The organism is Cupriavidus sp. 207A1, assembly GCF_057798955.1.
This window is the reverse complement of the sequence record NZ_JBYOJO010000013.1, coordinates 154,456-179,132: the sequence shown is the minus strand read 5'-3', so window position 1 is coordinate 179,132 and position 24,677 is coordinate 154,456. Positions and strand designations below refer to the sequence as shown.

25 protein-coding genes and 1 pseudogene are annotated in these 24,677 nt (G+C 69.3%); 15 read left to right on the top strand and 11 right to left on the bottom strand.

Annotated features, from left to right (window positions below; all coding sequences use genetic code 11):
* The first annotated feature begins 35 nt into the window (after positions 1-35).
* The 3 genes from AC3FMM_RS23265 (at position 36) to AC3FMM_RS23255 (ending at position 2,714) form a co-directional block, all read left to right on the top strand.
* Entirely contained in the window at positions 36-281 is a 246-nt protein-coding gene (locus AC3FMM_RS23265; protein ID WP_115681238.1) for a hypothetical protein, read from the top strand.
* 283 nt (positions 282-564) lie between these two features.
* The gene (gene ychF / locus AC3FMM_RS23260; RefSeq protein WP_115705000.1) at positions 565-1,656 is read left to right on the top strand and encodes a redox-regulated ATPase YchF; all 1,092 of its coding nucleotides are present in this window, start codon (positions 565-567) and stop codon (positions 1,654-1,656) included.
* Positions 1,657-2,072: 416 nt separating this feature from the next.
* Positions 2,073-2,714 (top strand): LysE family translocator, encoded by a 642-nt coding sequence (locus AC3FMM_RS23255; protein WP_488687545.1) that lies wholly within the window; start codon positions 2,073-2,075, stop codon positions 2,712-2,714.
* Between the two features lie 38 nt (positions 2,715-2,752).
* Here the strand turns inward: AC3FMM_RS23255 and AC3FMM_RS23250 are convergent, their stop codons facing one another.
* From AC3FMM_RS23250 to AC3FMM_RS23240, 3 genes and pseudogenes are all read right to left on the bottom strand, one after another.
* Complete coding sequence (locus tag AC3FMM_RS23250) at positions 2,753-3,250, bottom strand: GDYXXLXY domain-containing protein (protein WP_414248710.1); 498 nt, start codon at positions 3,248-3,250, stop codon at positions 2,753-2,755.
* A complete protein-coding gene (locus tag AC3FMM_RS23245) occupies positions 3,247-4,362 on the bottom strand; it encodes a DUF4401 domain-containing protein (protein WP_488687544.1) in 1,116 nt (371 codons plus the stop codon). The genes AC3FMM_RS23250 and AC3FMM_RS23245 overlap by 4 nt, the downstream gene beginning before the upstream one ends.
* Positions 4,359-5,404: pseudogene (locus tag AC3FMM_RS23240) on the bottom strand (DUF2157 domain-containing protein). Before AC3FMM_RS23240 ends, AC3FMM_RS23245 begins: the two are co-directional and overlap by 4 nt.
* Positions 5,405-5,558: 154 nt before the next feature.
* Between AC3FMM_RS23240 and AC3FMM_RS23235 the strand changes: the two are divergent.
* On the top strand, positions 5,559-6,326 hold the full coding sequence (locus AC3FMM_RS23235) for a 5'-methylthioadenosine/adenosylhomocysteine nucleosidase (protein ID WP_115705009.1): 768 nt from the start codon (positions 5,559-5,561) through the stop codon (positions 6,324-6,326).
* Between the two features lie 72 nt (positions 6,327-6,398).
* Here AC3FMM_RS23235 and AC3FMM_RS23230 read toward each other — a convergent pair whose 3' ends face one another.
* The gene (locus tag AC3FMM_RS23230) at positions 6,399-6,644 is read right to left on the bottom strand and encodes a hypothetical protein (RefSeq protein ID WP_115710994.1); all 246 of its coding nucleotides are present in this window, start codon (positions 6,642-6,644) and stop codon (positions 6,399-6,401) included.
* A 167-nt stretch (positions 6,645-6,811) separates the two neighbouring features.
* Between AC3FMM_RS23230 and hemA the strand changes: the two genes are divergently transcribed.
* From hemA to AC3FMM_RS23200, 6 genes are all read left to right on the top strand, one after another.
* On the top strand, positions 6,812-8,116 hold the full coding sequence (gene hemA / locus AC3FMM_RS23225; RefSeq protein ID WP_115710996.1) for a glutamyl-tRNA reductase: 1,305 nt from the start codon (positions 6,812-6,814) through the stop codon (positions 8,114-8,116).
* A gap of 94 nt (positions 8,117-8,210) precedes the next feature.
* Positions 8,211-9,293, top strand: coding sequence for a peptide chain release factor 1 (gene prfA / locus AC3FMM_RS23220; protein WP_092317999.1), 1,083 nt, complete (start codon positions 8,211-8,213; stop codon positions 9,291-9,293).
* Between the two features lie 191 nt (positions 9,294-9,484).
* Entirely contained in the window at positions 9,485-9,814 is a 330-nt protein-coding gene (locus tag AC3FMM_RS23215; protein ID WP_018005248.1) for a hypothetical protein, read from the top strand.
* Positions 9,815-9,969: 155 nt separating this feature from the next.
* Positions 9,970-10,863 carry a peptide chain release factor N(5)-glutamine methyltransferase gene (prmC, locus tag AC3FMM_RS23210; RefSeq protein ID WP_116313147.1) on the top strand — a complete coding sequence of 298 codons (894 nt, stop codon included), beginning with the start codon at positions 9,970-9,972 and terminating at the stop codon, positions 10,861-10,863.
* 121 nt (positions 10,864-10,984) lie between these two features.
* A complete protein-coding gene (grxD, locus tag AC3FMM_RS23205; RefSeq protein ID WP_012354019.1) occupies positions 10,985-11,296 on the top strand; it encodes a Grx4 family monothiol glutaredoxin in 312 nt (103 codons plus the stop codon).
* An 8-nt stretch (positions 11,297-11,304) separates the two neighbouring features.
* Positions 11,305-11,928, top strand: coding sequence for a UbiX family flavin prenyltransferase (locus AC3FMM_RS23200; RefSeq protein ID WP_012354020.1), 624 nt, complete (start codon positions 11,305-11,307; stop codon positions 11,926-11,928).
* A gap of 28 nt (positions 11,929-11,956) precedes the next feature.
* On the opposite strand, the gene AC3FMM_RS23195 is transcribed toward AC3FMM_RS23200, so the two are convergent.
* The 3 genes from AC3FMM_RS23195 to AC3FMM_RS23185 all read right to left on the bottom strand — a co-directional run bounded on the left by AC3FMM_RS23195 (position 11,957) and on the right by AC3FMM_RS23185 (position 14,990).
* Positions 11,957-12,151: a hypothetical protein gene (locus tag AC3FMM_RS23195; RefSeq protein ID WP_112776756.1), complete on the bottom strand. Its 195-nt coding sequence runs from the start codon at positions 12,149-12,151 to the stop codon at positions 11,957-11,959.
* 143 nt (positions 12,152-12,294) lie between these two features.
* Positions 12,295-13,812 carry an L-piperidine-6-carboxylate dehydrogenase gene (gene amaB, locus AC3FMM_RS23190; protein WP_115681249.1) on the bottom strand — a complete coding sequence of 506 codons (1,518 nt, stop codon included), beginning with the start codon at positions 13,810-13,812 and terminating at the stop codon, positions 12,295-12,297.
* On the bottom strand, positions 13,809-14,990 hold the full coding sequence (locus AC3FMM_RS23185; protein WP_116313149.1) for a saccharopine dehydrogenase family protein: 1,182 nt from the start codon (positions 14,988-14,990) through the stop codon (positions 13,809-13,811). The genes amaB and AC3FMM_RS23185 overlap by 4 nt, the downstream gene beginning before the upstream one ends.
* Positions 14,991-15,120: 130 nt before the next feature.
* Between AC3FMM_RS23185 and AC3FMM_RS23180 the strand changes: the two genes are divergently transcribed.
* Entirely contained in the window at positions 15,121-15,570 is a 450-nt protein-coding gene (locus AC3FMM_RS23180) for an Lrp/AsnC family transcriptional regulator (protein WP_010809873.1), read from the top strand.
* A 45-nt stretch (positions 15,571-15,615) separates the two neighbouring features.
* Positions 15,616-16,425, top strand: coding sequence for a 4-hydroxy-tetrahydrodipicolinate reductase (gene dapB / locus AC3FMM_RS23175; RefSeq protein ID WP_115711005.1), 810 nt, complete (start codon positions 15,616-15,618; stop codon positions 16,423-16,425).
* 36 nt (positions 16,426-16,461) lie between these two features.
* On the opposite strand, the gene AC3FMM_RS23170 is transcribed toward dapB, so the two are convergent.
* From AC3FMM_RS23170 to AC3FMM_RS23155, 4 genes are all read right to left on the bottom strand, one after another.
* The gene (locus AC3FMM_RS23170; RefSeq protein ID WP_488687543.1) at positions 16,462-17,193 is read right to left on the bottom strand and encodes a hypothetical protein; all 732 of its coding nucleotides are present in this window, start codon (positions 17,191-17,193) and stop codon (positions 16,462-16,464) included.
* Positions 17,194-17,371: 178 nt separating this feature from the next.
* Positions 17,372-18,862, bottom strand: a complete 1,491-nt coding sequence (locus AC3FMM_RS23165) for a chloride channel protein (protein ID WP_116313152.1) — start codon at positions 18,860-18,862, stop codon at positions 17,372-17,374.
* 104 nt (positions 18,863-18,966) lie between these two features.
* The gene (locus tag AC3FMM_RS23160; protein WP_116313153.1) at positions 18,967-19,983 is read right to left on the bottom strand and encodes a Bug family tripartite tricarboxylate transporter substrate binding protein; all 1,017 of its coding nucleotides are present in this window, start codon (positions 19,981-19,983) and stop codon (positions 18,967-18,969) included.
* Positions 19,984-20,037: 54 nt separating this feature from the next.
* On the bottom strand, positions 20,038-21,531 hold the full coding sequence (locus AC3FMM_RS23155) for an acyl-CoA synthetase (RefSeq protein WP_116313154.1): 1,494 nt from the start codon (positions 21,529-21,531) through the stop codon (positions 20,038-20,040).
* Between the two features lie 123 nt (positions 21,532-21,654).
* Between AC3FMM_RS23155 and AC3FMM_RS23150 the strand changes: the two genes are divergently transcribed.
* The 3 genes from AC3FMM_RS23150 (at position 21,655) to AC3FMM_RS23140 (ending at position 24,588) form a co-directional block, all read left to right on the top strand.
* Positions 21,655-22,569 carry a LysR family transcriptional regulator gene (locus tag AC3FMM_RS23150; protein WP_488687542.1) on the top strand — a complete coding sequence of 305 codons (915 nt, stop codon included), beginning with the start codon at positions 21,655-21,657 and terminating at the stop codon, positions 22,567-22,569.
* A 134-nt stretch (positions 22,570-22,703) separates the two neighbouring features.
* Positions 22,704-23,237 (top strand): winged helix-turn-helix transcriptional regulator, encoded by a 534-nt coding sequence (locus AC3FMM_RS23145; protein ID WP_488687541.1) that lies wholly within the window; start codon positions 22,704-22,706, stop codon positions 23,235-23,237.
* The gene (locus AC3FMM_RS23140) at positions 23,230-24,588 is read left to right on the top strand and encodes an MATE family efflux transporter (protein WP_116313156.1); all 1,359 of its coding nucleotides are present in this window, start codon (positions 23,230-23,232) and stop codon (positions 24,586-24,588) included. Before AC3FMM_RS23145 ends, AC3FMM_RS23140 begins: the two co-directional genes overlap by 8 nt.
* Positions 24,589-24,677: the final 89 nt, after the last annotated feature.

The following is a 24,677-nucleotide window of genomic DNA, read 5'->3' as shown; positions in this document are numbered from 1 at the left end:
GCCGGGGAACTCACCACCTGAAGGGAGGTGGACCAATGATTAAACAATCACTATTGATTGCCGTCGCTGCCGCTGGAGCCATGGGCACGGCATTCGGGGGTACCGGTCCTCGCGACGTCTACACGGATGGCGCGAAGGTTTCGAAGTTTGATGTCTACACCGACGGCGCGCGTACGCGCGACAGCTTCACCGATGGCGCACGAACCGTGGACCAGCGCGACATGTTTACCGACGGCGCGAAGACCACGGACATGCGGGACGGATTTGCCGACGGCGCCTGATCGCTACCCTGACGATCTGGCACCAGTCCACGATGCACGGCCAAGGCTGACCCCTTGGCCGTCTTGTTTGCCAGGCCGCCCTGTCACTCCACCGTGCCCTGCCCCCAAAAGGTTACAATTGCGGTTTTCCGTGGCAAAGGCGTGCAACCTCGCCGAGCCCGCGCGATGTGATGTCTTTGTCTCGTCCCGAAGCCCTCCCCTGGCGGCAGCGCGCGATCCGCGCCCGCGACGGCTGCGCGGACCCGGTGGCATCACGCAACCCATTGATTCCGAAGACCAAACCATGAGCCTCCAATGCGGCATCGTCGGCCTGCCCAACGTCGGCAAGTCCACGCTGTTCAATGCCCTGACCAAGGCCGGCATCGCCGCCGAAAACTATCCCTTCTGCACCATCGAGCCCAATGTGGGCGTGGTCGAGGTGCCGGATCCGAGGCTCGCGAAGCTGGCCGAGATCGTCAAGCCGGAGCGCATCCTGCCGGCCACGGTCGAGTTCGTCGACATCGCCGGCCTGGTGGCGGGCGCCTCCAAGGGTGAAGGCCTGGGCAACCAGTTCCTGGCCAATATCCGCGAATGCGATGCCATCACCCACGTGGTGCGCTGCTTCGAGGACGACAACGTGATCCACGTGGCCGGCCGTGTGGACCCGCTGTCGGATATCGAAGTCATCAACACCGAACTGGCGCTGGCCGACCTGGCCACCGTCGAGAAGGCGCTGGCGCGCTACGTCAAGCCGGCCCGCGCCGGCGACAAGGAAGCCCAGCGCCTGGTCGCCGTGCTGGAAAAGGCCCAGTCCGTGCTGGACCAGGCCAAGGCCGTGCGCACCCTGGACCTGGCGCCGGAAGAGTGGGATGCGATCCGCCCGTTCTGCCTGATCACCGCCAAGCCAACCATGTACGTGGCCAACGTGCGCGAGGATGGTTTCGACAACAACCCGCACCTGGACGCGGTGCGCGAATACGCCAAGCAGACCGATTCCCCCGTGGTCGCCGTCTGCGCCGCCATCGAAGCCGAGATCGCCGACCTCGACGACGCCGACAAGGCCGAATTCCTGGCCGACCTGGGCATGGAAGAACCCGGCCTGGACCGTGTGATCCGTGCCGGCTTCAAGCTGCTCGGCCTGCAGACCTACTTCACCGCCGGCGTCAAGGAAGTGCGCGCCTGGACCATCCACGTCGGCGACACCGCCCCCAAGGCAGCCGGCGTGATCCACACCGATTTCGAACGCGGCTTTATTCGAGCGCAGACCATCGCCTATGAAGACTTCATCAGCTTCAAGGGCGAGACCGGCGCGAAGGAAGCCGGCAAGATGCGGGCGGAAGGGAAGGAGTATGTGGTGAAGGATGGGGATGTGATGAACTTCTTGTTCAACGTCTAAGCCAAAGCTGTTGATTCGGGATGTCTCACGACATCTCGAAACCAACCAAAAGCCCAGCAACTGCTGGGCTTTTTTTTCCTCACGGCAGCGGCACAGTCACATCCCAAGCAAGTTCGGAAATTTCAGTACTGCTTTGGGGACTCATCTCACATTCATTTCCTTCTGCGCTGTCCAGCATGAGTGTCGGCGGACAATGGGACCGCCATCCTGTATGCGGCCAACTAATTTCGCTCGTAAAAATCACGCCTAGCGAATGCGCTATGAAGAAGTTGCCGAGACACTGCGAGTGCAGCCAACCCCTGGCGTTGCTTATGAGAGCACAACTCTAAGACCTTCTCCCCGGCCACAAGCCGGGGCAGAATGACTGATGAACAGCGTGACGCCGACCTGAGCCAGGTCGATAGAAAGGACTATCCATGCCTGTAGAGCTAACTGCATTCAATGGCGTTCTGGGGCTCGTGCTGACCTCCGCTGTGCTGATCGCCGTGCCAGGCCCGAGCATCATGTTCCTTGTCGGGCAAACGATAGCAGTGGGACGGAGAAATGCGTTACGGGGTGTGATCGGCAATGCGATCGGGACCTATTGTGTTGCTGTGATCGTAGCGATGGGAATCGGCTCGCTGCTGATGCGCTCCGACCATGTCTTGATTTTCATTCGACTGCTAGGCGCCGTAGTCTTGCTAGGCATCGGCTTTCAATATTTGCTCTTTTCCAGACCTATGCTGGCAGGAGGAAAAAGCAATCCCCAAAAGAGCCAGCAATCATTGGTTGCAGGAATCATCGTGGGCTCGACCAATCCAAAAGCACTGATTATGTTTGGCTCGATAGTCCCCAGCTTTATGGGCGACGGGGCGGAAAGTCCGATCGCCTACTTGCTAGTTTTTTCACTGATACCGATTGGCCTGGGATTGGTCATAGATGCGGCGTGGGTCGCCGCCGCTCATGGCGCGAGTTCGAGCACATTATTCAGCGGGAAAAGGCTAAGGCTCTTCAACATCATTGGGGGCGGATTGATGATTTCGATGGCCATTCTGCTAGCAGCGGAAGCCCTGCATTGACGAGTGCATTCAAATTTGATGCGACAGGACAGGGGACCTTACAACTTCTCCATCCCCTTCCCCCGCAACCCCACCAGCAGCGCCTGCCCGTCCGCCCCCACGCGGAACTCGCCATACTGCGCCTGCGCGAACCGCTCGCCCTGCCCCTCCTGGAAGAAATACGCATCGGTCGACACCTGCACCTGCATGCCGCCCCAGCGCGAGCGCGCGGTCTGGTAGCGCAGCAGTTGCTCGCCCGGCGCCAGCGGCTCGGCGCCGTGCACGCGCACGAAGCTGGCAATGCCCTGTTCATTGCGGCGGATCACGGCGACGCCGTCGCGCGGCACCTGGGCGTCCTGAGCCCGGGCGGCGCGGATCTGGTTGCCGATGTCGAAGTTCAGCGCCATGTAGTCGCCCTGCATCAGCGAGCGCGGATCGACCGGCGCGAGCCTGAGGAAGACGACGTCGCCGTGCGCCAGCAGGCGCTCCTTGCCGGCGATGCCGACGGCGGCCAGCGCCAGCGTCAGCGCCCAGGCGATCAGGATCCAGCGTTTCATGCGGCCTCCATCTGTGCGCGACGCAGCAGCCAGTAACGGCCGGCGAGCAGCAGGACGCCGGCGGCGGCGAGGGTGGCCGACTTGGCCAGCAGGGTCCAGTGCAGCGCCGAGTAGTACCAGATGAAGCCGATCGCGATGCTGGTGACGCCCAGCCCCAGCCACGGCATCGACGCCCGCCGCAGCGCCAGCCCGAGCGCGAGTACGCCGGCCACGACCGCGGGCGCCGCTGCCATCAGCGCGCCGAACGCGACCAGGCCGCCCGGCACGGCGCCCTGCATGGCCTGGCCGAGCCCCAGGCGGCGGCATTCGGCCAGCGCGAAGCCGGCCAGCATCACCGTGAGCAGTCCGCCCGCGGCCCAGTGCGCCAGCGGGATGCGCGCCGCTTCCGGCCCCTCCAGCCAGGCCAGCGGATGGCTCATGCCGGTAACGACCAGCGCCGCCGCCAGCGTGAACAGCAGCGTCGCGTCGGCCAGCGGTTCCAGCAGCGCATGGCGGCCGTCCGCGCACAGGCGCGCCTCGGCCAGCGTGAAGCCGGCCGCCAGGGCAGCGCCGAGCGGCACCAGCCAGCCGAGCGACCAGGTCAGCAACAGCCAGTCCTCCTGCTTGCCGCCGGCCATGGCGAGATGCACCGCGCCGGCCAGCCCGATCCACGCGCCCAGCCCGCACAGCAGCCGGTGCAGCCGGTTGGGCACGAGCCAGGCCAGCGCGGCCTCGAACAGCGCCAGTGCGGCCCAGAAGCCGGCACTCTCGGCCACGCGCGTGAAGCCCAGCGCCTCGGTCAGGCCGAACACGGCCATGCCCTGCCCGCTCAGGCTGACCGCCAGCGCGAACTGCCCAGCGGCGATGCCGCCGCCGCGCCAGTACAGCAACGCGGCCAGCGCAATCATGGCCAGCCCGGTGACGGCCATCGCCACGCCGTTCTCGCGCGCGGCAACGAACACGGTGCCGACCAGGAAGAACTGGAAGAACAAGGCGCCCAGCCAGCCCGCCGCGCCCATCAGGCAGCGCACCGCCCACGGCGTGTGGGGATGCGCGGGCGGCTCGCCCTGTACCTCGCCGCGTGCGGCGAGCTGCTGCCAGAGCCGTTGCTCGGTCTGCAATACGTTGCTCATGCCTGCTCCAGCTGGCGGCGCCAGGCCCGCATCAGCCACGCGGCCGCGGCGGCGGCCAGGCCGATGGTCAGCAGGCCAAGCAGCAGGAAGGCGCCGAAATCGTCCTTGCCCTCGAACAGCACCTTGGCAATGGCCGCGACGGCCAGCACGATGCCGGTCAGGCAGGCCAGGCTCAGTACCACGATGTCGAAGGCATGCCAGCGGAACCACCAGACCAGCGCGGCCAGCGCCAGCACCGCCAGCGCGAAGGCGGCGCCGTCGAAGTCGCTGCGCAGCAGGCTGGCCAGCCCGAGCGAGCCGGCATGCAGGCACGCCAGCGCCGCCAGCATGCGGCCGCCGGTCAGCCCGCGGAGCCGAGCGCAGGCGCCTGTGCGCACAGCAGCTGCCACAGCGCCAGCTGCAGCGCCACCGCGCCCAGCAACGCCAGCGTGGCGGTGCGCACGTGACGCGAATCGAACAGCAGCGAGAACACGCCGTCGACGCCGAAGCGGAGGCTGAAGTACCGCAGCAGCGCCATGTTGCCGACCACGATCACCAGCCACCAGTGCGGCGCCGCGCGCGCCGCCAGCGCCCACGGTAGCGCCAGCAGCGCCCACAGCGCGAACAGTTGCCAGGGGTCGGCGCCGGTCTGGTAGGTCTGGCCGATCACCGCCAGCAGCACGCCCGCCACCACCTGCGCGCCGCCCAGCGCGGCCCGGCCGACGGCATCGCCCGCCGGGCGCAGCCAGGCAAGGCCGGCCAGCAGCGTGATCGCGCCGGCCAGCAGGCCGAACTTGGAAAACTTGTGCAGGTCCTGCCAGTTGAAGGCAAAGAACACGATGACGCCGGCGCACAGCAGCGCTGTGCCAAGCGCCATCAGCGCGGTATCGAGCCAGCGGCGCCAGTCCGCGGCGTCCGGTTCGGTGCGCGCCCACGGCGCCGCGACCGCCGCCGGCGCGAGGCGGCCCAGCGCGCGCCAGTGGGCCAGCGCCTGGCGGATGGCGCGCCGCTCGCCAACGGCTTCTTGGTCCGGGCCATTTGCTCCGATGCGGGTTGCTTGCATGCTCGCCCTTGCGTGCTGGAATGACGGCGACTTTAGCAAAGTGATACCTGGGCCGCACCTGTTGCGTGGGAGGGGGCGTGCGCTCGCGCTCCATCCAGGCCCGGCCTGCGCGGGCCGGGTATGCTGTGGCCCTTGTCCAAGTTGCCCACGCCCCATGACCCTCGGAATCCTTGCCGCCATCCACGATGAAGTCGACGGCCTTGTCGCCGCCATGCGCCATGACGACAGCCGCGCCACCGTACGCACCATCGGCATGCGCGACTACTACAGCGGCCATTTGTACGGGCAGCCGTGCGTGCTGGTGCTGGCGCGCATGGGCAAGGTGGCGGCCTCGGCCACCACGGTCACGCTGATCCGCGAGCTGGGCGCCACGCAGATCGTCTTTACCGGCCTGGCCGGGGGCATCGGCGCGGCCACGCAGGTGGGCGACATCGTCATCGCCGATCGCACCCTGCAGCATGACCTGGACGCGCGCCCGTTCTTCGGCCGCCATGAAGTGCCGCTGCTGGAGCGCGCCGAATTCCCGGCCGATGCGGCGCTGACGGCCGAGCTGCATGCCGCCGCGGCAGATTTCCTGCGCGACGACCTGGCCGTCGACGTGCCGCGCGCGGTGCGCGAGAAGTTTGGCGTCGCGGCGCCGACCCTGCACCGGGGCATGATCGCCAGCGGCGACCAGTTCATCGGCTCGCCCGCCGCGGTGGCGGAGTTGCGCGAGCGGCTGCCCGGCCTGCTGGCGGTAGAAATGGAAGGCGCGGCGGTGGCACAGGTCTGCCATGAATATGGCGTGCCTTACGCGGTGATGCGGACCATCTCGGACCGCGCCGACGACACCGCGCATGTGGATTTCTCGGCATTCCTGACCGACGTGGCCAGTCACTATTCCAGCGGGGTGCTGCGCCGCCTGCTGGCCGCCAGGGCCTGACGCCAGGCAAGGCGGCCGACTGACCGGGATCAAGCCGCGTGCAGATTCCTGACCGGAAAGTCGGTTCAGTATTTACCGTCCGCGCGGCCGCACCGTGCCCCAGAACCCCACCAGCAGCGCCGACCCGGCGATCACCGCGAGCCAGCTGCTGAGCTGGCCGTCGACAAACCAATGCAGCGCGCGGCCGGTGTAGAAAGCCGCCGCCGCGCCCGCCGCGCCCAGCACCAGCGCGGCCGGCAGGGTCACCACGCGCCCTGCCGGGTGCAACCGGCGTGCCGCCAGTCCGACCAGCAAACCCACGATCAAGGTGCCCAGCATCCGCTTCTCCTGTGTTGTCCGCATCACAGCCGGCAACCGGCCGCGGCGTAACGATACTGCAATCCGTTGCCCCTGCCACCTACCGCGGCGGGCGACTGCAATGATCGGTCCCGGCGGTATAATGACATCCGGTCCGGCCGCGCTCCGGGCCACACCAGTCCCCAACAATGCAACTGCTCGCGATCGGCATCAATCACACTACGGCACCCGTCTCGCTGCGCGAGCGGGTGGCGTTTCCGCTCGAGCAGATCAAGCCGGCGCTGGGGGCCCTGCGCTCCCACCTGTCGGGGCGCAGCGGCACCGAAGCCGCGATCCTGTCCACCTGCAACCGCACCGAGATCTACTGCGCGACCGACGTGCTGACGCCGGGCACGGATGGCTTCGAGCACACCCTGCGCTGGCTGTCGCAGCACCACAACGTGCCCGCCGGCGAACTGGCCCCGCACCTGTACGCGCTGCCGCAGTCCGAAGCCGTGCGCCACGCCTTCCGCGTGGCCAGCGGGCTGGATTCGATGGTGCTGGGCGAGACCCAGATCCTGGGCCAGCTCAAGGACGCGGTACGCACCGCCGGCGAAGCCGGCTCGCTCGGCACGTACCTGAACCAGCTGTTCCAGCGCACCTTCGCGGTGGCCAAGGAAGTGCGCGGGCAGACCGAGATCGGCGCGCATTCGGTGTCGATGGCCGCGGCAGCGGTGCGGCTGGCACAGCGGATCTTTGAAAGCGTCTCGACCCAGCGCGTGCTGTTTATCGGCGCGGGCGAGATGATCGAGCTGTGCGCCACCCACTTTGCCGCGCAGCAGCCGCGCCAGATCGTGGTGGCCAACCGCACCGTGGAACGTGGCGAAAAGCTGGCCGAGCAGCTCAGCGGCCAGGGCCTGACGGCCAACGCGATCCGCCTGTCGGAACTGGGCGAACGCCTGCATGAGTTCGACATCGTGGTGTCGTGCACCGCCAGCTCGCTGCCGATCATCGGCCTGGGCGCGGTGGAGCGCGCGGTCAAGCGGCGCAAGCACCGCCCCATCATGATGGTCGACCTGGCCGTGCCGCGCGACGTCGAGCCCGAAGTCGCGCGCCTGGACGACGTCTTCCTCTATACCGTCGACGACCTCGGCGCGGTCGTGCGCGAAGGCAACGCCCTGCGCCAGGCCGCGGTGGCGCAGGCCGAAGCCATCATCGAAAGCCGCGTGCAGAACTTCATGCACTGGCTGGAAACCCGCAGCGTGGTGCCGGTCATCCGCGAACTGCAGAGCAGCGGCGAAGCCATCCGCCAGGCCGAACTGGAGCGCGCGCGCCGCATGCTGGCGCGCGGCGACGATCCGCAGGCCGTGCTCGAGGCGCTCTCCGGCGCGCTCACGCGCAAGTTCCTGCACGGCCCCACGCACGCGCTCAACCACACTCAGGGCGAGGACCGCGAGGCGCTGCTGCGCCTGGTGCCGGGCCTGTTCCGCCACAGCAGCCACTCCGAGCGCTAGCCGCGCTCGCCTTGCCGGCGCCCCGCGCCCGGCACGCCTTCGCCGCCGCCATCGCACGCGCGGCCCGGCCCACCCCATTTCCCTGTCCGCCCCGATGAAAGCCAGCATGCTTGCCAAGCTCGACCAACTGGCCGAGCGACTCGACGAAGTCAACGCCCTGCTCGCGCGCGAAGACGCGACCGCCAATATCGACCAGTACCGCAAGCTCAGCCGCGAACATGCGGAGCTGTCGCCCGTGGCCGAGCAATACGGCCAGTACCGGCAGGCCCAGGACGACCTCGCCACCGCGCAGGCCCTGCTCGACGATCCGGAGATGAAGGATTTTGCCGCCGACGAGATCGCCGCCGCGCGCGACCGGCTCGAAGCGCTGCAGGCCAGCCTGCAGCGCCTGCTTTTGCCCAGGGACCCGAACGACGACCGCAACCTGCTGCTCGAAATCCGCGCCGGCACCGGCGGCGAGGAGAGCGCGCTGTTCGCCGCCGATCTGCTGCGGATGTACACGCGTTATGCCGAACGGCAGCGCTGGCAGGTCGAGGTCATGAGCGAATCGGAATCAGACCTGGGCGGCTACAAGGAAGTGATCATCCGGATCGCCGGCGATGCCGCGTTTTCGCGGCTGAAGTTCGAATCGGGCGGACATCGCGTTCAGCGCGTGCCCGCGACCGAGGCGCAGGGCCGCATCCATACCTCCGCCTGCACGGTTGCCGTGATGCCCGAAGCAGACGAGGTCGGCGAGGTCGAGATCAACCCGGCCGACCTGCGCATCGACACCTTCCGCGCCTCCGGCGCGGGCGGCCAGCACGTCAACAAGACCGATTCCGCGGTACGACTGACCCACCTGCCCACCGGCATCGTGGTCGAGTGCCAGGACGACCGCAGCCAGCACCGCAACAAGGACAAGGCGATGAAGGTGCTCGCCGCCCGCATCAAGGACATGCAGGCGCGCGCCGCGCAGGCGCGCGAGGCCAGCACCCGGCGCAACCTGATCGGCTCGGGCGACCGCAGCGACCGCATCCGCACCTACAACTTCCCGCAGGGCCGCGTGACCGACCACCGCATCAACCTGACGCTGTACAAGATCGACATGATCATGGACGGCGACATGGACGAGCTGCTGTCGGCGCTGTCCGCCGAGCATCAGGCGGACCAGCTGGCGGCGCTGGGCGAAGACGCCTGAGCGCGCCTTTATGACACCCAGTCGAGGCTTCGGCGATGAACAACGCGTAAAGTCGCCTATGTCTTTGTATCTGTTGTAAATGCTTGAAACAGCACTGGCGGGGGTAAAGTCGCTGTCTATAATCGATTTCGACCGGCAAACGGAGAATGGTGCCGGGTAGTCACTCCCGAGAACATAGTTAGGACGAAATCATGAAAAAACTGCTCGCGCTGTTGATGATCACCGCGGCCATGGCCGCTTGCAGCAAGAAGGAAGAAGCGCCGCCCGCCGCCTCGAACGCCGAGAGCGCGATGCAAAGCGCCGCGGAATCCGCCAAGGCCGCCGCAAGCGATGCCGCCGCTGCCGCCAGCAACGCCGCAGATGCCGCCAAGGCTGCCGCCAGCGACGCCGCCTCCAACGCTTCCGCCGCCGCGGAGAAGGCCAAGGAAGACGCCGGCAACGCCATGGAGCATGCCAAGCAGGCCGCCAAGGATGCCGTCAACGCCGGCGCGGACAAAGCCAAGGACGCCGTCAATAAGTAATCGCCCCGGCGGGGGCATTGCGCCCGCCGCCGCGGATGAGCGGTACACTGGCACGAAGCCGGAAGTTTCACCAGAGCACCGCCCCAAAGCCCCGCCAGGTCCCGCACCGGTGGGGTTTTTTGTAGCCGGCACCAGAACCGTCTTTTACCCACTCGATGTCCACCCCCGACTCCACCGCGCTGCCGGCAACCCCCACGCTGCGCGAGGCCCAGACCCTCGCCGCCATGGCCGGCCTGCCTGCGCTGGAAGCGCGCATGCTGCTGACCCATGTCACCGGCCTGAGCCGCACGCAGCTGATCACGCGCGACACCGACGTGCTGACCATCGCGCAGCGCGACGCGTTTGCGACGCTGCTGGCGCGACGGCTGGCGGGCGAGCCGATGGCCTACCTGATCGGCGAACGCGAGTTCTTCGGCCGCAAGTTCCGGGTCACGCCCGACGTGCTGATCCCGCGCCCCGATACCGAGGTTGCCGCGGAAGCCGCGCTGGCGCGCTTGGCCACGGTGCCGCAGCCCAATGTGCTGGACCTCGGCACGGGCTCCGGCATCCTTGCCGTGACGCTTGCGCGTGAGCGGCGCGACGCGCGGGTCTGGGCCACCGACATCTCGCCCGGCGCGCTGATGGTGGCGCAGGACAATGCCCGCGCGCTGGGCGCCGAGCATATCGAGTTCCTGGTCTCGGACTGGTACGCGGCGCTGCCGCCGGACCTGCGCTTCCACCTGATCGTCAGCAACCCGCCCTATATCGCCGCGGGCGACCCGCACCTGGCCGAAGGCGACCTGCGCTTCGAGCCGATCGACGCGCTGACCGACCACGACGACGGCCTCTCCGACTTGCGCGCCATCGTCGGCGGCGCCGGCGCGCGGCTGCTGCCGGGCGGCTGGCTGCTGATGGAACACGGCTATGACCAGGCGGCGGCCACGCGCCTGCTGCTGCAAGCCGGCGGCTTCGACGAGGTCTTCACCGCGCGCGACCTGGCCGGGCTGGAGCGCTGCACCGGCGGACGCTGGCCGGGCGCGCAACCCGCCGGTACGTCCGCGGCACCCTGAAGCGCCGCGGCGATTCCGGTAAAATCGGCGTCAGATTCCCGCCGTGCGGCCCGGCCGCACGGTATCCCTTCCTCCCCAGGCGGCGCCCGCGACACGGCTTCGCCCCACTGAAAAGCAAACCATGAGCGACGTGCAGCAACAGATCGACCAGATCGTCAAGGGCAACCCGGTAGTCCTGTTCATGAAGGGCACCGCGCAATTCCCGATGTGCGGCTTCTCCGGCCGCGCCATCCAGATCCTGAAGGCCTGCGGCGTCGATGCGCCGACCACGGTCAACGTGCTGGACGACGAAGGCATCCGCCAGGGCATCAAGGAATACGCCAACTGGCCGACCATTCCCCAGCTCTATGTGAACGGCGAGTTCATCGGCGGCTCGGACATCATGATGGAGATGTACCAGAACGGCGAACTGCAAACCCTGCTGAAGGGCTGAGTCCCGCCATGTCCGGGGCTGGCGGCACACCGCAACGGCTGATCGTCGCCATCACCGGCGCCACCGGGGCCATCTACGGCGTGCGCCTGCTGCAGGTGCTGCGCGCGGCGCCCGCGGTGGAAACCCACCTGCTGATTTCGCCGGCCGGCGTGATGAACCTGCAGCACGAGCTGGACATCGGCCGCGCCGAGGTCGAAGCGCTGGCCAGCGTGGTGCACAACGTGCGCGACATCGGCGCGACCATCGCCAGCGGCTCGTTCCGCGCCCAGGCCATGGTGGTGGCGCCGTGCTCGATGCGCACGCTGGCGGCAATCGCGCATGGTTTCTCGGACAACCTGATCACCCGCGCCGCCGACGTCACGCTCAAGGAACGCCGCAAGCTGGTGCTGATGGTGCGGGAAACGCCGCTGAACCTTGCGCACCTGCGCAACATGACGGCGGTGACGGAAATGGGCGGGATCGTGTTCCCGCCGGTGCCGGGCTTCTACCAGAAGCCGCAAAGCATTGCCGAACTGGTTGACCATACGGTCGGGCGCGTGCTGGACCTGGTGGACCTGCCGCAGATCGGGCAGACCCTCGCACCCAGCTGGGGCGGGCTGAACGCCCGGGCCGGCGACGCGGCCGGGAACTGAGTCCGGCCCCCGGGTTACCGGGATCCGATTACCAGCGGCGATAGCCGCGGCCATAGTACCCGTACCCGCCGTAGTAGTACGGACGCGGCGCCACCACCACCGGCGCGGGCGCGACGTACACCGGCGCAGGACCGACCGCCGGGCCGGCGGGCGTGGGATAGACGGCGCAGCCGCCCAGCAGGGTCACCGATGCCGCACCGGCAGCCAGTCCAATCGTCAGCATTCTCATCATTTCATCCTTGGGGTCGCAACGGGCATGTGCCTGCCTTGCTGACGTTATACGGGCGGAACGCGTAATACGGCGTCAAAGCCGTGTAACGCTTGTTACCGTTCCCTACGCGCCATGCCGCCGCCCCCGGGATGCCGTCAGATTTCGAAGCGGATGCCCTGTGCCAGCGGCAGCGAATCGCCGTAGTTGATGGTGTTGGTAGCGCGGCGCATATAGCCCTTCCACGCATCCGAGCCTGATTCGCGGCCGCCGCCGGTCGCCTTTTCGCCGCCGAAGGCGCCGCCGATTTCCGCGCCGCTGGTGCCGATATTGACGTTGGCGATGCCGCAATCGCTGCCCGCCGACGACAGGAAGCGCTCGGCCTCGCGCATCGATTCGGTGAAGATGCACGACGATAGCCCGTGCGCGGCGGCATTGTTCAGCGCGATGGCCTCGTCCAGCGAGGTGTACGGCATCAGGTACAGGATCGGCGCGAAGGTCTCGGTCAGCATGGTGTCGTGCTGCGCGTCGGTCATCACCAGCGCGGGCCGCACGTAGCAGGCATGCGGATAGCGGTCGGCCAGCAGGCGCTCGCCGCCGGTGACGATATTGCCCTGCGCGCGGCACGCCGCCAGCGCGTTGGCCATGGCGTCGCCGGCGGCGCTGTCGATCAGCGGGCCGACCAGCGTGCCGTCTGCCAGCGGATCGCCGACCGGCAGCCGGTCGAACACCGTGATCAGCCGGCTCGCCATGGTGTCCATCAGGTCCGCATGGATAAAGCAGCGGCGCAGCGTGGTGCAGCGCTGCCCCGCGGTGCCGGCCGCGGCAAAGGTGATGGCGCGCACCGCCAGCTCGATATCGGCCGAGGGCGCGACGATGGCGGCGTTGTTGCCGCCCAGCTCCAGGATGCAGCGCTTGAAGTGCCCGGCGCAGGCGATGCCGACCTCGCGGCCCATGCGGGTCGAGCCGGTGGCGCTGACCAGCCGCACCGCCGGGTGCTCGACCAGGTGGGTGCCCAGGTTGCGTCCGCCCGGCAGCACCGCCGAGATGCCGCCGTGCTGCGCCGCCGCCGCGGCCAGCACGCGCTCCAGCAGGCCGTGCGCGGCGAGCGCGCACAGCGACACCTTCTCCGACGGTTTCCAGATCACGCCGTTGCCGCACACCAGCGCCAGCGCCGCATTCCACGCCCACACCGCCACCGGGAAGTTGAACGCCGAAATCACGCCGCATAGTCCGTACGGATGCCAGGTCTCGCGCATGGCGTGCTGCGGGCGCTCGGAGGCGATGGTCAGCCCGTGCAGCTGTCGCGACAGGCCGACCGCGAAATCGCAGATGTCGATCATCTCCTGCACCTCGCCCAGCCCTTCCTGCAGGATCTTGCCGGACTCGAGCGACACCAGCCGGCCCAGCGCCGTCTTGTGTTCGCGCAGCACCTCGCCGAAGCGCCGCACGATCTCGCCGCGCGCCGGCGCCGGCATCAGCGCCCACGTGGTCTGCGCCGCGTGGGCCCGCGCGATCAGCGCATCGGCCTGCGCCGGCGTACAGGGCGGCAGGTGGCCGATGGCCTCGCCGTCGACCGGCGAGCGCACCGTCACGGCACCGGCAGGCGTGCCCTCGCGCCATGGCCGCGGCAGGCCCAGCGAATCCCAGCAGGCGGCAAACTCTTGCGCTTTCATACGAGACTCTCCTGGAGCGGATGCTGCGTGTAGTGGCGGCCGAAGCGGTTGGCCAGGAAGGCGTCGAGCGGCATCGACTCCTGCCGCACGAAGCCGGCCTGCGGCAACGCGCCGGTGGCCACCATGTCGAGCGCGGTGCAGATGCCCGCGGCGGTGGTCAGCTGGATCGCATTGACGTGGCCGCCCTCACCGTCCACGCCGCCGATGCGCGCCGAGAACGAAGCCTGCGTCAGCGGCCCGCGCCCGCGTTCGCCTCCGGCCGGGTAGCCGGTGGCGGTCGCGAACACGATCACCACATCCTGCTCGGTCACCGGAATGGCGCGGTCGAAGATATCGCGCAGCCAGTCGCGGCGTTCGCGCAGTCGCAGGTCGTTGAGCAGCAGCTTCATCAGCGCACAGTGGCCGGGATAGCGGATCGACTTGTAGTCGACATGGCGCGCGCGCCCGGCCAGCGTCTCGGGCAGCGTGCCGAGCCCGCCCGATGTATTAAAGGCTTCATATTCGATGCCGTCCAGCGCAAAGCTCTCCAGCCCTTCCAGCGCCGTCAGTTCGACTCGCCGGCCGTCGACGATGGCCTCGCATGGGTTGCAGTACTCGTTGATCAGTCCCTCGGTGCTCCAGGTCAGGTTGTACTTGAGCGCGTTGCTCGGGTAGCGCGGCAGCGCCCCCACCCGCATCTGCAGGTCCAGCAGCTCGCCGCCGCCGCGCAGGAAACGCTGCGCGAGATCGTGGCCGACCACGCCGATAAATCCTGGCGCCAGTCCGCATTGCGGCATCAGCACCGAGCGCGCGCCCTGCGCCAGCTGGCGGATGGCCTGGGTGGCGGCGACGTCCTCGGTCAGGTCGAAGTAATGCACGCCCAGGCGCGCCGCCACCGAGGCCACGCTGATCGCGGCATGGAACGGCAGCGCGTTGAGCACGGCATCGGCGCCGGCCAGCAGCGCGGCGCAGGTGCCAGGCTCGGTGGGGTCGCCGGCGCGCGCCAGCACGCCGCGCGGCAGGCCATCGAGGCGGCGCCCGTCATGGTCGACCAGACTGACGCGGTAGTCGCCGCTGTCGTGCAGCATGGCCGCAATGGTGCGGCCGATCTTGCCCGCGCCCAGCACTGTCACGTGCAACGGGCGGGCCGCCTTGGGCAGCTCGCGCGGGGCCTGCCGGCCGAGGTTCGAGGCTTGCATGGTGTCTCCGTCCACAAGAAGAAAAAGGATTCGGTTGACTGGAGTATGGAGAGCCCTGCCGACACAATGAAGGCACAAGAACGACGAAAAACCGCCATAATCGAACGAAACGGCAAGGCATCCCGACGCAATGACCGAACTCGACACCACCGACCGCCACCTGCTGTCGCTGCTGCAGGCCAACGCCCGAGAAAGCGCCGCCAACCTGGCGCGGCACCTGGGGATCGCGCGCACCACGGTGGTGGCGCGCATCGCGCGGCTGGAGCGCAGCGGCGTGATCGCCGGCTACGGCGTGCGGCTGGGCCAGCGCATGGAAGACAACGCCATCCTGGCGTATTGCGGCCTGTCGGTGCAGCCCAAGGCCGCGCCCGCGATCCTGCGCGCGCTGCAGCGGCTGCCCGAGATCGAAGAGGTCAATTCCGTCAGCGGCCCGGTCGACTACCTGGTGGCGATCCGCTGCGACACGCATGACCGGCTCGACCGGCTGCTCGACGAGATCGGCATGCTCGACGGCGTCAACCACACCACCACCTCGATCGTGCTGGCGCGCAAGCTCGACCGCCGGCGCGCCGCCGGCTGACGCGGTATGCTGCCAGACCCATCAGCCTTTGCGGAGCAACAGAACATGAGCAATCCGATCCGTGTCGCCGTGGGCGGCGTGACCGGCTGGGCCGGCGGCGAACTGGCGCGCGGCGTGGCCCATGCGGCCGACATGGCCCTGGTGGCGGGCCTGTCGCGCGGCGCCGCCGGCCAGACCCTGGCGCAGCTGACCGGCCATGCCGATACCCCGGGCGTGGCCGCCGCCAGCATCGAAGCGCTGGGCCAGACGCCGTACGACGTCTACGTCGAATACACCAAGCCCGGCATCGCCAAGCACAACATCCTGCAGGCGCTGGCGCACGGCGCGCACGTGGTGGTCGGCACCTCCGGGCTGACCGACGACGACTATGCCGAGATCGACGCGGCCGCGCGCCAGGCCGAGCGCGGCGTGCTCGCCTGCGGCAATTTCGCTATCACCGTGGTGCTGCTGCAGAAATTTGCCGAGATGGCGGCGCGCCACCTGGAACACTGGGAGATCATCGACTACGCCAAGGCCGGCAAGATCGACGTCCCCTCCGGCACGGTGCGCGAGCTGGCGTACCGGCTCGGCCAGGTCAAGGCCGCCGCGCAGGCGGTGCCGGTCGACCAGGTCAACGGACCGAAGGAGACCCGCGGCGCGACCATGTCGGGCACGCAGGTGCACGCGGTGCGGCTGCCGGGCTACCAGCTGGGCGTGGAAGTGATCTTCGGCGCCGACGGCCAGCGCCTGCACCTGAAGCACGAAGCCGGCGACGGCTCCAAGCCCTATGTTGCCGGCGCGCTGCTGGCGATCCGCAAGGTGCACACCGTGCGCGGCGTGGTGCGCGGGCTGGACAAGGTGATGGAAGGACTGTGAGTCTGTCGGCAGGCGCAGCGCCGCCCGCCTGTGCTGCTACCAGCTGCCCGGCTTTTCCGGCTTGGCCGGCGCCTTCGGCGCGGGCTTGGCCGCGGCGGTCTTGCCCTTGGCCGCCGGCGCCGAGGCCGGATTGAGCTGCTTGTCGACCTCGGCGTCCTTGTCCGCCATCAGCGCGCGCGCCTGCGGCAGCAGCATCTCGATGGTGCCGGTGCTGGGGTCTTCCGGCATCGCGTACAACTCCACCGTCAGCGGCCGCTGCATCCAGCCGGCATGCAGCGTCTTGACGTTCTTGCCGGCCTTGTCCCGCATGTCTTCCTGCTCCTGGCGGAAGGGCTTGCCGTAGAGCGCGCTGATGCTGTCGGCCGCGGCCTGCTGCGAGTTGGCTCCGGCGGTCGGTACCACCAGGCCGACCAGCGCATTGCGGTCGACAAAGGCCACCACATAGGGGCCATCCATGAACGCCGGGCGCTGCGCGCGCGGCACCCCAACCTGGCGCATCAGGCCATCGCCCTTCAGTTCGACGCAATAGCCCGTGACATCGCGGCCGTCGGGCGAGCGCTTGTCGGCGCAGTCGGGCAGCGCCGGCAGCGGGTTGCCGATTTCCAGCATGGCCAGCAGCGGCGCCAGCGCGCTGTTTTCGGCCTGGGCCGAGGGCTTGGCGGCCGGTGCGGAGGCGGGGGTGGCGGCAGGGGCAGCGGGGGTAGCAGCATTGGCGCCGGCGGCGCCCAGCAGGCCGGCAAGTGCCAGCCCGGCAACGGGGAATTTCAAAACGGACTCCTGGTGAAAGGCTCCGGGTTGGAGCCCGCCCCCGCCGGGTTGTTCCTGCGCGGGGCGAGATCGTGGCGAACGATTCACTTGCGGCGCGCACGGCAAGGAACGACAAGGGGGCGTGCGCTAGCTTACCCGATGGCACCGGCGCCGCCGTCACTCGCGCGCCGCGCCGGCATTACCCCGCCGGCGCCTTGCGCGTCAGCGCCAGGGCCTCGCGCCGGAAAGTGTGGCCGACCTGGTGGTAGAACGGGTGCGGCGAGAACTGCCGCGAGATGAACGACGCCAGCAAAGACGCCGCCAGCAGGAACACCGTCAGGTCCTGCGTGCGCGTCATCTCCATCACGATCACGCTGGCGGTGATCGGCGCCTGCGTGGCCGCCGCCAGGAACGCCGCCATCGACACCAGCGCCAGCACGCGCGGCTCGGCCATGCCGCCGACGAAATGCGCGACGTTCTCGCCGATGCCCGCGCCGATCGCCAGCGCGGGCGTGAAGATCCCGCCGGGGATGCCGGCGAAGTACGACACCACGGTCGCCACCAGCTTGGCCAGGCCGAACCACAGCGTCGCCTGCGATTCGCCGTTGATCAGCGCCGCGGCCTGCTCATAGCCGGTGCCAAAGGTTGCGCCCGCGGTGGCCCAGCCGAGGATCGCCACCACCAGGCCGCAGCCGAACGCGGTCCACACCGGATGCCGCCCCGGCCAGTCGCGCCATGCGGCCGGCAGCAGCGCCGGCACACCGCCCTGGAGCGCCTTGGCGAACACGCCGCCCAGCACGCCGGTCACCAGCGCGCACAGCAGGACCGGGCCCCAGGCCTCATGCAGTCCCAGCATCGGCACCTTGACCACGAAATACGGGTTGTTGCCCAGCACCGCCAGCGACAGGAAGCCGGCGGTCAGCACGCCCGACAGCACCAGGCGGTCCCAGCGCACCGCGGTGCCGCGGCCCAGTTCCTCGATGGCGAACACCACCCCGGCCAGCGGCGTGTTGAACGCCGCCGCCAGCCCGCCGGCCGCGCCGGCCGCGATCAGCGCATTGGGATGAAAGCCGATGCGAAAGCGCAGCTTCTCCTGGCACCAGCGGCCCCAGGCCAGCATCGCTGCCGCACCCACCTGCACCGACGGGCCCTCGCGCCCGACCGAGGCGCCCGCCAGCAGCGCCGCGGTGGTCAGCACCACCTTCCACATCGACTGGCGCAACGACACCAGCAGCGTCTGCGCCGGGCCCGACGGCGGCAAGGTGACCGCCGCGATCACCTGCGGGATGCCGCTGCCCCGCGCCTGGGGCGCCAGCCGGATGGTCAGCCAGCGCAGCGCGGCCAGCCCGAACGGCAGCATCACGAACGCCAGCCACGGCGTGGCCTGGGTCAGCTGGCGGTTCCAGTGCAGCGCGACCTCGGCGATCCACGCGAACACCAGCGAGAACAGCCCGACGCAGCCCGCGCCGAACATGAACGCGGCATAGCGCAGCGTGGTGCGCGAGATGCGCCCGGCCTGGCGCGACTTGCGCCACGCCGCCACGCGCGCGCGGCGGCTGATCTGGTTCAGCAGGCGGGGATCGGATGGCGGCGCGCCGGTGTCGGGCTGCGCCTGGGAGTCCGGGCTATCGCCCGGCGCGGCGGACGATGACGAGGCAGGCTTGGGATCGTTGGGGTCGCGATCTGTCATGGCTGGGGCGGGCGCAGGCATCCGGCGGGAGCGCGCCCCGCCGCCTTGATGAACTGAAACTATACGCCCATCGCCCACCGGTCCCTGCGCACCCGGCCGACGCGTCAGTCCAGCGAGATGTTGTTCGCCTTGATCACCTTGCCCCAATGGGCGCGGTCGGCCTCGAGATAGCGGTCGATCTCTGCCTGCGTGCGCGGCGGCTGCACCAGCAGCCCGAGGGCGCTGAAAGTGGCGCGGAACTGCGGGTCCTTCAGCACGTGGTCGGCGGCTGCCTGCAGCCTGGCCACCGCTTCGGGCGGCGTCTGCGCGGGCACGGCCAGGCCGAACCAGGTGGCGGCCTGGAAGTTGGGATAGCCGCTTTCGGCCACGGTCGGCACGTTCGGCAGCACCTCCAGCCGGCTGCGCCCGGTGACCGCCAGCGCCTTGAGCTTGCCCGCCTTGATATGCGGCAGCGAGGTGCTGACCACATCCACCATCAGTTGCACGTCATTGGCCAGCAGCGCTGCCAGCGCCGGGGCGCTGCCGTTGTACGGCACGTGCGTGACACCGATGCCCAGTTCGGTCTTGAGCATCTCGGTGGCCAGCTGCAGCGCATTGCCCAGGCCCACCGAGGCATAGTTGAGCTTGCCGCCCTCGGCCTTGGCGTAGGCCGCGAACTCGCGGATATTGCCGGCCGGCACCCGGGTGTTGGTGACCACCACCAGCGGCGCCTCGGCGCCAATGCTGAAGATGCGGAAGTCCTTGGGCGGATCGTACTGGATCTTCTTGTACAGCATCGGGTTCAGCACCATGCTGCCATTGGTCGCCAGCACCATGGTGTAGCCGTCGGCCGGCGCGCGCGCCACGCTGGTGGTGCCGATCATGGTGGCCGCGCCGGGGCGGTTTTCCACCACTACGGTCTGGCCCAGCTGGCGCGACATGCCATCGGCCAGCGCGCGGCCGAACTGGTCGGTCGAGCCGCCCGGCGTATATGGCACCACCAGCTTGAGCGGGCGGTCGGGATAGGCCGCCTGCGCGGCCCCGCCCCAGAGCGCCAGCGCGCACCCCGCGCCAGCCGCGATCGCGGCGAGCCATGCGCGCCGTGGCTTGCGTCCGGCTGTCTTGGTCGGTTTGTTCTGCATCGCGTCTCCTCCTGTCGTTATCGGCTTGTGCCAGGTGCAGTCCCGCCGGTGCGCTCAGACGCGGCGCTGGCGGCCTTCCCAGTATCGGTCGCGCAGCCGGCGCTTGGCCAGCTTGCCGGTTTCGTCGCGCGGCAATTGCGCCTCGACCACGATGCTGCGCGGCACCTTGAAGCCGGACAGCCGCTCGCGCAGCCAGTCGATCACCTCGGCCTCGCGGATCTCGGCGCCCGGCATCGGCTGCACCATGGCCAGCAGGCGCTCGCCGTATTCCGCGTCGGGAATGCCGAACACCACGCAGTCGGCCACGCCCGGATAGCGCACCAGTTCGTGCTCGATCTCGGCCGGGTAGATATTGACGCCGCCCGAGATCACCATGTCCGAGGCGCGGTCGCAGATGAACAGGTAGCCGTCGGCATCGACATAGCCCATGTCGCCCAGCGTCACCAGCCCGTCGCGGTCGATGGCGGCGCGCGCGGCCTCATTGTTGCGGTAGGTGAAGTCCGGGTAAGCGGGCTGGCGCACGTAGACCAGGCCGATTTCGCCCGGCGCGCACTGGCGGCCTTGTTCGTCGAGGATGCGCAGCTGCGCGTCGTCGACCGGCCTGCCGGCGGTGCCCGGGCGCGCGGCGGCGTCGGCCGGGGTGGCCACGGTGATCATGCCGGCCTCGCTGGAGGCGTAGGTTTCATGGATCACCGGACCCAGCCACTCCAGCATCGCGCGCTTGACCTCTGGCGCGCACGGCGACCCGGTCGAGGCGACGAAGCGAATGGAAGACAGGTCGTATCTGGCGCGCACCTCCGGGGGCAGCTTGAGCAGCCGCACGTACATGATCGGCACCAGGTAGAGCACGTCGATGCGGTGCTGCTCCACCAGCGCCAGCACTTGCTCGGCGTCGAAGCGCGGCGTCAGCACCAGGCGCTCGGCCATCTGCAGCGCGTTCTGGATAAACGAGCCCGGCGCACTGTGGTACAGCGGCGCCGACATCAGCGCGCGGCAGCCCGGCTCCAGCCCGTAGGTCTGCCGCACCACCGAACGCATGCGCGCCAGCTGTTCCTCGAGCCCGACCAGCGGCAGCGCCTGGCGCAGCACGCCCTTGGGCCGGCCGGTGGTGCCCGAGGTGTATGCCATATGGCCGCGCGGCGCCACGCGCGGGCCGTCGTACGCGGGCTGCTGCGCGAGCCACGCTTCATATTCAGTCGCGCCCGCCGCGGGACCGCCCACCGACAGCACCGGCATGCCGGCCGGGACCGCGTCGCGCAGCGCGGGCAGCAGGTCGTCCTGCACCAGCAGCACCCTGGCGCCGCTGTCGCTCAGCAGGAAGCGGACTTCCTCGGCGGTAAAGTGCCAGTTGATGGGGCAGTAGTAGCAGCCGGCGATGCGGCAGGCATGGACCACGTCGGCATACACCGGATCGTTGCGCAGCAGTACCGCGATCACGTCGCCCTCCTGCACGCCGAGCGCGCGCAGGCCGCCGGCCAGGCGGGCGCCGCGCGCCAGCAAATCCTCGCCGCTGCGGTGCATGTCTTGATACCAAAGATCCGTGGCCATCCGCTGTCTCCAAGCTTGGGTTTTGTCAGCCGCCCACTGTATCGGCGTAGCCACGCATCGACAATCAGGCCGGGTGGAATCACAATGTTGCGCCAGACGTGACAATCCTTCAGGCAATCCCCGATGGACCTCAACCTGATCCAGGCCTTCGTCGACATCGTCGATGCCGGCAACCTTGCCGAAGCCGGGCGCCGGCGCGGCGTTACGCGGTCGCAGGTCAGCCGCCAGCTGCGCGAGCTGGAACACCAGGCGGGCGCGCAGTTGCTGCGCCGGACCACGCGCCGGCTCGAGCTGACCGAGCCCGGCCAGGCGCTGTACCAGCACGGCGTGCGCATCCTGCAGGAAGTGGCCTCGGCGCAGGCCGAGATCGACAGCCTGGGCCAGACCCTGCGCGGCCATGTGCGCGTGAGCGTGCCTACCGGGCTGGGCGACGCCTATATCGCGCCGCTGCTGCTGCAGTTCGCGCACAAGCATCCCGGCATCACGCTGCGGGTGTTCTTTGCCAATCGCGTCAACGACCTGATCGCGGCCGAAATCGACGTGGCGCTGAAGGTCACGTCGGCGCCGCCGCTGGACCACGTGGCGCGGGAAATCTGCGATATCCGCTGGCAACTGTATGCATCGCCGCAATACCTCGCCAGCATTGGGTCGGTGCAGGTGCCGCCGGACCTGGCCGGCTGCAGCTTCCTGTGCCCGCCCTTCCCGCCCCGCCAGTTCCCGCTGTCGCTGTACCGTGACGGCCAGCGCGTGGACGTGGCGCTGACGCCAACGCTGCAGTCCGAACACTTCCTGTTCCTGGCGCGGGCCGTGCGCGAGGGCCATGGCATCGGCATGCTGCCGGTCTATATCGGCTGGGAAGAGGTGCGGGCGGGCAACCTGGTGCCGGTGCTGCCGGACTGGTGCCCGGAGGGGCTGGGCAACAAGCTGTTCATCATCACCACGCCCAACCTGCATCCGTCGATGGCCACGCGCGCGCTGATCGGCTTCCTGCGCGAGGAACTGGGCAAGCTGGAGGTATTCCGGGACGCGGTGAAGTAGCCGGCACCAGTGGCCGCTGATCGCACGCTTTCGCAAGGCCATGGGTTGGCCCGCCTGCGAACTTGCGGTTTGCAAGCTATGCTGCAGCAAGCTTGCAAATCGAAAGCAAGCACCACACACCACGGCGGAGACCCATGCCCCCCACCGATTTCACCGCGATGCCCTGCCCCGTGGCCCGCTCGATGGCCGTGCTGGGCGAACGCTGGGCCATCCTCGTGTTGCGCGAGGCCTTCTACGGCAGCACGCGCTTCGACGAGTTCGAACGCAACCTGGGCATCGCTCCCAACATCCTCAGCGCGCGCCTGAAGACGCTGGTGGCGCACGGGCTGCTGGCGCGCGTTGCGCCCGAGGGCGGCGCACGCCATGTCTACCAGCTGACCGACAAGGGCCGCGACTTCTTCCCTGCCTACGTGGCGCTAAAAGCCTGGGCCGACCGCTGGATGACCGACGACAAGGGACCGCTGACGCTGCTGCAGGACCGCCGCACCGGTACCGAGATCGCCGAGCCGGCATTGACCCGCGCCGATGGCAGCGCGATCACGCTGGACGACGTGCGGGTGTTGCCGGGCCCGGGCGCGGGCCGCTTCCTGCGCCAACGCTTCGGCGACGCCGGGGCCGCCGCGGTCGCGGCGGTCGCGGCGGGAGGGCAGGAGACCGGCCATGACTGACACGCGCGCATTGCCCGCCGGCACGCTCCCCGCCGACGCGGTGCCGGCCACCGAAATCGCCCGCCGCATCGGCAAGCTGGCCGGGCCCACCGCGCTGATTGCCCTGCTGCAGGCGGTGGCACAGCTGATCGAAACCTGGCTCGCCGCGCGCCAGGGCACCGCGGCGCTGGCCGGCTGGGCCGTGGTGCTGCCGTTTGCGCTGCTGCTGCAGCAGATGTCGACCGGGGCCATGGGCGGCGGCGTGGTCGCGGCCATCGCGCGCGCGCTGGGCGCCAACAAGCGTGACGATGCCTCGGCGCTGGTGATGCATGCGCTATGGATCGCCGTGATCGCCGGCCTGGCCTTTGCCGTGGCGCTGGCCGGGTTCCCGCGCGCGGTGCTGGGCGCGGTGGCCGGCGCCACCGCAGCCGATGCGGCCGCCACTTATGCGATCTGGCTGTTCGGCGCCGGCGCGATCCCGGCCTGGCTGGCCAACACGCTGGCGTCGGTGCTGCGCGGCGGCGGCCGCCATGCCCTGGCGGCGCGCGTTCTGGCGCTGATGTGGATCGCGTTCCCGGCGCTGTCATGGCTGCTGGCCGAGCCCGCCGGCATGGGCCTGGCCGGCATCGGCGCGGCGCTGGCGGCGGTATCGTGGGCCGCGGCGCTGGCGATGGCGATCGTGGTCGCGCGCGGCGGCGCGGGCTTCGTGCCGGTGCTGCGGGTGCGGCTGTCGTGGCCACTGTTCGCGCGCATCCTGTCGGTGGGGCTGGTGGCGTGCGCGCTGGCCTCGGTCGCCAACCTGACCACCATCCTGGTAACCGCGCAGCTGCGCCACCATGGCACCGCCGCGGTGGCGGCCTACGGCATCTCGGCGCGGCTGGAATTCCTGATGATCCCGCTTGCGTTCGGCGTGGGCTCGGCGCTGACGGCGCTGGTCGGCCGCGCCGTCGGCGCCGGCGACTGGCATACGGCGCGGCGCACGGCCTGGGTGGGCGCACTGCTGGCGCTGGCCATCGCCGGCAGCGCGGGCGCCGCCGTCGGCCTGGCGCCGGTGCGCTTTGCCAGCCTGTTCACCAATGACGCCGAAGTGATCGCCATCGCCGCGCGCGCGCTGTCATGGGTGGGGCCGGCATTCGGCGGCTTCGGGCTCGGCATGGCGCTGTACTTCGCCTCGATGGGCGCGGGGCGCATGCGCTGGCCGGTGGCGGCCGGGCTGTGCCGGATCGCGCTGGCCGCCGGGGGCGGCTGGTTATTGGCCAATGTGTTCGGGATGGGGTTGGACGGGCACTTCCTTGGGGTGGCGCTGGGAATCACGGCGTATGGCGTGGTGACGGCGCTGGGGGTCAGGCAGGGGGAGTGGTCGGCGCGATGAAGCCGTTACGGGCCAACATCGCTGGTTTGCTCCCCTCTCCTCCACCCCTCTGCAAGCGGTGCCAGTGAATGGTGGCGGCAGCGGTGCGC